Source organism: Paenibacillus solani (assembly GCF_001277345.1).
GTDB lineage: Bacteria > Bacillota > Bacilli > Paenibacillales > Paenibacillaceae > Paenibacillus_AQ > Paenibacillus_AQ solani.
Genome location: NZ_LIUT01000008.1, coordinates 23,852 through 31,030 on the forward strand (window position 1 = coordinate 23,852; position 7,179 = coordinate 31,030).

At 49.6% G+C, this 7,179-nt stretch carries 5 protein-coding genes; 2 read left to right on the forward strand and 3 right to left on the reverse strand.

Annotation, left to right across the window (positions count from 1 at the left end):
- Nucleotides 1-435 precede the first annotated feature (435 nt).
- Nucleotides 436-1,305, reverse strand: a complete 870-nt coding sequence (gene speB / locus AM231_RS24225) for an agmatinase (protein ID WP_054404943.1) — start codon at nucleotides 1,303-1,305, stop codon at nucleotides 436-438.
- An 18-nt stretch (nucleotides 1,306-1,323) separates the two neighbouring features.
- Nucleotides 1,324-2,151: a polyamine aminopropyltransferase gene (gene speE, locus AM231_RS24230; protein WP_054404945.1), complete on the reverse strand. Its 828-nt coding sequence runs from the start codon at nucleotides 2,149-2,151 to the stop codon at nucleotides 1,324-1,326.
- 330 nt (nucleotides 2,152-2,481) lie between these two features.
- On the opposite strand from speE, the gene AM231_RS24235 reads away from it, so the two are divergent.
- The gene (locus AM231_RS24235; RefSeq protein ID WP_054404946.1) at nucleotides 2,482-4,542 is read left to right on the forward strand and encodes a transglycosylase domain-containing protein; all 2,061 of its coding nucleotides are present in this window, start codon (nucleotides 2,482-2,484) and stop codon (nucleotides 4,540-4,542) included.
- A 104-nt stretch (nucleotides 4,543-4,646) separates the two neighbouring features.
- On the opposite strand, the gene AM231_RS24240 is transcribed toward AM231_RS24235, so the two are convergent.
- Nucleotides 4,647-5,525 carry a hypothetical protein gene (locus AM231_RS24240; protein ID WP_054404948.1) on the reverse strand — a complete coding sequence of 293 codons (879 nt, stop codon included), beginning with the start codon at nucleotides 5,523-5,525 and terminating at the stop codon, nucleotides 4,647-4,649.
- A 352-nt stretch (nucleotides 5,526-5,877) separates the two neighbouring features.
- Here AM231_RS24240 and AM231_RS24245 point away from each other — a divergent pair, with 352 nt between their 5' ends.
- Nucleotides 5,878-7,047, forward strand: coding sequence for a copper amine oxidase N-terminal domain-containing protein (locus AM231_RS24245; protein WP_054404950.1), 1,170 nt, complete (start codon nucleotides 5,878-5,880; stop codon nucleotides 7,045-7,047).
- The last annotated feature ends 132 nt before the right edge of the window (nucleotides 7,048-7,179 follow it).

Below are 7,179 nucleotides of genomic sequence, written 5' to 3' on the forward strand. Positions count from 1 at the left end.
GGCTTAGATAGGGAGGGCTTGCTTTTTCAAAAACAGGCGCGAGGTGAAGCCGCGACTGCATGACCGCACGCGAAAGAGCAGCCGTCCCCGATAGCCGTTAGGCTTAGGTAGGGAGGGCTTGCTTTTTCAGTAACAGCCGCGAGGTTGAAACCGCGGCTGCATGACCGCACGCGAAAAAGCAAGCCTTCCCCGATAGCCGCGAGGCTTAGGTAGGGAGGGCTTGCTTTTTCAAAAACAGCCGCGAGGTGAAACCGCGGCTGCACACGAGTCGCACCCAAGGCCACGAGGACGCCCCCGCAGGGGAGGACGAGCGTGGCCGGGCACAAGCACCAGCCCCGCTCCCATCCTCACTCCAACACCGGCACCAACATTCCGGGTGTCCAGAGGGCAGCGCCCTTGGGGCCCTCCCTGGCAGGGAGGGTTTGGGTGGGTGGACTACTTAACGAATCCCAACAACATCTCACGAATCAGCTTCGCAGCTACAATCTGGGTCTGCTCCGTCGGATCATAGATCGGCGCCACTTCCACGAGATCGCAACCTACAACATTCACATCGGAGTTTGCAATCAGATGCACGGCTTCCAGCAGCTCTTTCGATGTGATGCCGCCGGCTTCAGCCGTACCGGTACCCGGTGCTGCCGAAGGATCAAGCACATCGATGTCGATGGTCACATAGACCGGACGATTACCCATGGAAGGCAGAGCTTCCTTAAGAGGTGCCGCCACTTCGAACGGATAGAAATTGATGTTCTCGCGTCCATACTGGAACTCCTCACGGGAGCCCGAACGGATGCCAAACTGATAAATATTCTTGCCGCCCATAATGCCCGCCGCTTTGCGGACCGGCGTGGAGTGGGACAACGGCTCTCCCTCATAATGCTCGCGCAGGTCAGCATGGGCATCAATATGGATCAGAATGAGATCAGGGTACTTCTCATACACCTTCTGAATGATCGGCCAGGATACGAGGTGCTCGCCGCCAAGCCCGATCGGAAATTTCCCGTCATCCAGCAGCTTACCAACATAATCGCCAATCACATCAAGACTGCGGCCGGCATTGCCGAAAGGCAGCATCAGGTCGCCTGCATCGAAATACGTCATGTCTTCAATGCTTTTATCCAAGTAAGGGCTGTATTCTTCCAAGCCTACGGACGCCTGGCGAATACGTGCCGGGCCGAAGCGGGAGCCGGGACGGAAGCTAACCGTGAAATCCATCGGCATACCGTAAATGACCGCCTTGGACCCTTCATAATCCTCGGAGCTCAAAATAAACACGTTGCCGGAATAACCTTGATCCAGTTTCATCAGTTTATACGCTCCTCCTTATTTCACCAGGTCTTCAACAAATTTAGGCAGCACGAATGCAGCTTTGTGCAGGCGAGGCGAATAGTATTTGGTATCCATCTCATCAATCTTGGACTCATCCACTTCAAGCGGATCATACGTTTTACTGCCCATTGTAAAAGTCCACAGACCGCTAGGGTAAGTTGGAATGTTGGCTCCGTATACGCGTACGATCGGGAAGATTTCCTTCACGTCTTTATTAACCTGCTGAATCAGATCTGCCTTAAACCAAGGGTTATCTGTTTGCGCTACAAAAATACCGTCTTCCTTCAGCGCCTCATAGATGCCTTGGTAAAATCCGCGCTCAAACAATGGAGCAGCCGGGCCCACAGGCTCGGTGGAGTCCACCATAATCACGTCGTATTCGTTCTTATGCTCGATAATATGCATATATCCGTCATTAACCAGCACTTCAACCTTCGGATCGTCCAGCTTGCCTGCGATCTCAGGGAGATACTGTTTTGAATATTCAATTACTTTTCCGTCAATCTCAACAAGCACAGCCTTCTCTACGCCCGAGTGCTTGATCACTTCGCGAATGACACCGCCGTCACCGCCGCCGACAACAAGAACCTTCTTCGGATTTGGATGCGTGTTTAGCGCTGGGTGAGCGACCATCTCATGATAGACGAATTCATCCTTAATTGTAGTCATAACCATCCCGTCCAGAACGAGCATGCGCCCGAATTCCTCGGTATCGATCATATCCAGTTGTTGAAACTCCGTCTTCTCATGTACAAATGTTTCCCGGATCTTAGCCGTGATGCCAAAAGTCGGGGTCTGCTTCTCTGTGTACCATAATTCCATCGTCTCTACCTTCTTTCCGCTAGAATAATGTTCAGCCGTCCAGATCCAAGCCGTAAAACTTTATTCGGGGCAGGTGCCTTTAGCTTACAGTTTCACACTTTTTCTATTGTACCAAACAAATTGTATTATATTAGATCAAGCCCAAATTGCAACCAAAAGTTCCCGCCCAGACGAACGATCTCCAAAACATCCCCCATTCGATGAATATCCTACTCTCTGAAATCCCATACTATATAGAAAAGAAAGGAAAATAAGGGCAGCAGGTTCGCCTCCGTGCCTGGATGCATAAAGCCCTGCTTTTTACAAAAAAGGACTGGAAGGAGAACCTAGATGCCGGGACACAAAAAATCACCCAAGCGCAAACGTCGTTTCGTCCGGCTCACTGCATTTCTGTTCGCACTCCTATGTGTTTCCATCATCGCTGGCGGCATTCTGCTCGCCTATCTATTTATTACACCGCTGCCTGTCGCGGAAACATCCCGCTACTCCCGTCTGCTTGATAGCCGAGGTGACCTTATCGCTACCTTCTCTGCCACAGGACACACCTCTGAACAAGTAAGCTTGGCCGATATATCGCCTTCCCTGATTCAGGCCACCCTGGCGGTGGAGGATCGGAAATTTTATGATCATCCGGGTTTTGATATAAAAGGCATGGCGAGAGCCCTCCTGGTCAATCTGCAGCATATGGACCGCAAGCAGGGAGCAAGCACATTAACCCAGCAGCTCGCGCGAAACCTATACCTGTCTCATGAGAAAACATGGACTCGCAAACTCAAGGAGGCCAAATTCACCGCCCAGCTTGAGATGAAATATACGAAAGACCAAATTCTTGAAATGTATCTGAACGAAATCTATTACGGCCACGGGGCTTATGGTATTGAATCGGCGTCCCTGCTTTACTTCGGCAAGTCGGCGAAGAATCTGACCCTAGCCGAAAGTGCAATGCTGGCAGGCATTCCGAAAGGGCCTACCTATTACTCGCCTTACAATCATATGGACAACGCCATCAAAAGACAGCATATTGTCCTGAATGCCATGGCAGAGACCGGATTCATCACGGAGGCCGAGGCGAATAAAGCCACATCGACCAAGCTCGCTCTGCTCCCACAGGACAGGCAGGAAAACAAGGTGATTGCTTCCTATTTCCGGGACTATGTCCGAGGTCTTGTCACCAAACAGCTGAACATAACGGAGCAGCAGCTGGAACAAGGCGGACTTAACATCTATACGACGCTGGACCCGCAGGCTCAGAAGGCAGCCGAAGAAGCGGTAGCCGGGGGCATGGACAGCAAAAGCGAGCTGGAGACGGCTCTCGTATCCATCGATCCCCGAAACGGCCACATCAAAGCCATGGTTGGCGGAAAGAATTATCGGGAGAGTCAATACAATCATGCTTTAGCTAGAACGAGACAGCCTGGCTCATCGTTTAAACCTATTATGTACTTGACGGCTATTGCATCCAAAGATATGACGAGCACCAGCGTATTTAACAGCCAGCCTACACTCTTTCATTACGATAACAACCGTAAGACCTATCAGCCCAGCAACTTCGGCGATAAATATTTAGGGGAAATCCCCATGCGTGAGGCCATTGCTGCCTCGGATAATATATATGCCGTGAATACGATTATGAAGATCGGTCCCGAAAAGGTTGCCGATATGGCGAGAAAGATGGGCATTACCAGTCCACTGGAGCCCGTCCCTTCCCTAGCCTTAGGGACCTCTCCAATCAGCCCACTGGAAATGGCCTCTGCTTATGCCGTGATGGCCAACAACGGGAAGCGGTTTCCCCCTGTTGCCGTGCTGAGCATTACAGATGCTGCCGGCCGCATATTGTATACGGCTCCCGATGATACAGGAGAACAAGTGGTGGAGCCTGCAGCAGCTTACGTGATGACACGCATGATGGAGGGAGTATTCGAGACAGGTGGCACAGGCAACCGCGTGTCTTCTCTGATGAAACGTCCGGTTGCCGGAAAGACAGGGACGACCGACACGGATGCCTGGCTCGTGGGTTATACTCCCGAGCTGTCGACAGCCGTATGGGTTGGATATGACAAGGGACGAGAAATCAACAAAATCGATGGACGTCGGGCAGCACCGATCTTCGCACAGTATACGGAGAAAGCTTTAGAGAACGTACCACCCAAAATTTTTCCGATTCCGAATCAGGTCATCAGTACTTATGTTGATCCGAAGACCGGCAAGCTTGCAGGTGCAGACTGTCCGGATAAGATACTGGAGGTCTTCATAAAGGGCACGGAGCCTACCGAGTATTGTGATGAACATGGAAATGGCGAACCTGCGAAGAAGGAAGACCCTGCAGAATCCACCAAGAAACAGGAAGAACGCTCCTGGTGGAAGGATTTCAAACGGTGGTGGGTCGAGTAAATCCGGAGGATCCCGCCATGGTCACCCCTAAAAACAGCAAGCTCCTATTTCGGGTCTTACCCGCAGGAGCCTGCTGTTTTTTTTCATTATAAATATTAAATTCCTTATAGAGGAGCAATTATAGATTCAATCACGGAACTGCCCATAAGCGAAAGTACTAGCATCGATGCGGCATATACCAGCAGGATTGCATACAGGGGGTCCAGGCCGCTAGTCACTCTTCTCTTATAGCTTGTCATAACGAATAACGGCACGGTCATGACCGTGCATAGGAACGTTAGAAGGATAATCATCTTCGAGATATCACCATTCATAACCAAGCATAAGAAACTGACCATATACAGGACAATGAATATGGACAACATCGAGCCAAACCGCGTCATGACTTCTTTCAGCTTCACAGCCGGGTTAAACGACAGCTTGATTGCAGTGAAGATAAAGAGATTCAGCAAGATGAAAAATATCGAAATCGACATGACGGGCTTCAGGAAGTGATCCGCAAATGTGCCTTGAGAAACTCCTCCCCATTCATGCTGAGTTGCAGCGTACATCGCGAGCGGTAAGAGCAAGACGTAAAGCATCATGGATACGATCGCATATAGAAACTGGCTCTTTTCGATTGCGGAAGCTGCACGGAAAGGATGCCTTAACCCTTTGAGAAAATAATCTCCGTAAAGCTGTCCGTATAATTTTAAGCTGGTCCAATAAGGGTTCGCTTTAACTGACTCTTCTGAATACTGCCGACTTGCCGTAAGGACCGGGATGTCCGGCGGCGTGTACATCGGAAGAGCAGATTCGTCCCTGATTACCCGGGGCTTCTCGACTTTGCTGCTGACATTTTGCCTGACACGATGGATTTGAGGCGTTGCTCCTTGCTCTGGCAGGTCGGCTATTACAGAAGTGTCCTGTGTAATTAGTCTTGCCCCGCACTTTTTGCAATACTTTCCGTCTTCGGTTTCATATCGGCATATTGGACAAGTCATACTCCGGCCTCCCTTAGTTATATACATCTGCAAATTGAAGGATAGGTATTAGAACATGTTCACATTCGATGCGAAACGCTTGGCCCATAACAAGATGCCTGGAGCTGCTGGAAGGGCTGAGCCGAAGGTATCCTTCATAAGCGAATTTACATCTTTTTGCTAATAGTATAAGTTGGCCTGTTATGAAATGGAAGGAATTTCTGAGGCTGACCAGCATCCGACCATGGCTCAAGTCTCTTGAAACCTGATTTACTGCAATCATTTTTTTACCTGATATCGTGTTTTGATGAAACATTTCCCATTTTATAGTCGTTTATATAGACGAGACTGAAAACCAGAAGGAGGAAATAACATGAAATCCAGGCAATTCATCAAAATAGCGGGTACCGCTTCCTTAGCCATGACATTAATGCTCACAACTTCATCTTTTAGTACAATCCCTGCTCACGCAGCAGCCTCCTCCGCGTCACAGAGCAAGACGACATGGAGTGTGCTGGATGTAAAGCATAAACCTTATACGAATAAAGGCGTCGTATTCATTCCGCTGAAGGAAGTTTCAGAGCAGCTCCAGCTGCAGCTGACGGTTTCGGGTAAACATGATCTGTACATTAACAGTCCTACGCAATCTGTCCGCATCATCATTGGACAATCGCGGGCTGTCCCTGCCAAGGGAACTGCTCTAAAGCTCGAGGCACCTCCGGTGGTGAAGAAAGGTGTGACTTACGTTCCGGCCAGTCTGATTACAAAGGCCTTCGGCATACCACTGAAGTATGACAGTAAATCCGGTCTTCGAACGACCTTTAATTCTTGGTCTAGCTATGCCGTCACCTCCCAAGCCAACATGCTGTTCTGGCTGAATAAAGAGAACGGGATGTTATCCATGGGTAAAGCCGGGACAACACCTGTTCAAGTAGGCAAAGTGCCGGTTGAGAATATGGATATCGTCAGCTTAAACGCACATCGGGTCAATCCCAGCACCTATGTTCTTAACTTGTCCAATTACTACGGCGAGCCTCATATTCACGAAGGAAGATACCGGCTGCTCATTCAAGACAACAAAATCTTGAAACAAACGAAAACCACTCACTCCAATTTTGCCGGAATTAACTACAAAAAGGATCAGCTCGGCTATAAAGGTCTTATTGCCATGATGAACGGCAGCACGCTTGAGCTGGTTAACCCGAACGGTAAAACCAACAAAACTTATGATTTGGCTGCGCTCACAGGCGTGGATGACCATTTTGTTGTAGAAGCCATTGAAGCGGACTTCCTGCTCGTCCGCTCGTATAAACAAGCCGTGCTGTACGCTGTGCATCCGACGGCAAATAAGGCCGAGTTGATCTATCCTGAAATTGTGGATGAAGAAAGCCAAAAGATGATTGAAGAGTATCCATCGAATGAGGTCGGCTATTTCGGCGACGGATTGACCTATACAGGGTACACCGGCGGTAAGCTCCATTTTGACTTCAAGAATCCGGTTTTAGGAAAAAGCAAAAAATACACCTATACCCTTCCTTTCTAAAAGAAGATCGTCATGGCGGGCTGCAATTGGAGAGGCAATTTCGCAGGCCGCTCGAAACAATCGAGTAGGAGGCTGCTCATTAATTGAGTAGCCGACCTCTCACACCACCGTACGTACCGTTCGGTATACGGC

What these genes read in the sequence shown, in the direction of transcription:
- speB (WP_054404943.1), bottom strand. Translation starts at nt 1,305, where the DNA reads ATGAAACTGGATCAAGGTTATTCCGGCAACGTGTTTATTTTGAGCTCC.
- AM231_RS24240 (WP_054404948.1), bottom strand. Translation starts at nt 5,525, where the DNA reads ATGACTTGTCCAATATGCCGATATGAAACCGAAGACGGAAAGTATTGC.
- speE (WP_054404945.1), bottom strand. Translation starts at nt 2,151, where the DNA reads ATGGAATTATGGTACACAGAGAAGCAGACCCCGACTTTTGGCATCACG.
- AM231_RS24235 (WP_054404946.1), top strand. Translation starts at nt 2,482, where the DNA reads ATGCCGGGACACAAAAAATCACCCAAGCGCAAACGTCGTTTCGTCCGG.
- AM231_RS24245 (WP_054404950.1), top strand. Translation starts at nt 5,878, where the DNA reads ATGAAATCCAGGCAATTCATCAAAATAGCGGGTACCGCTTCCTTAGCC.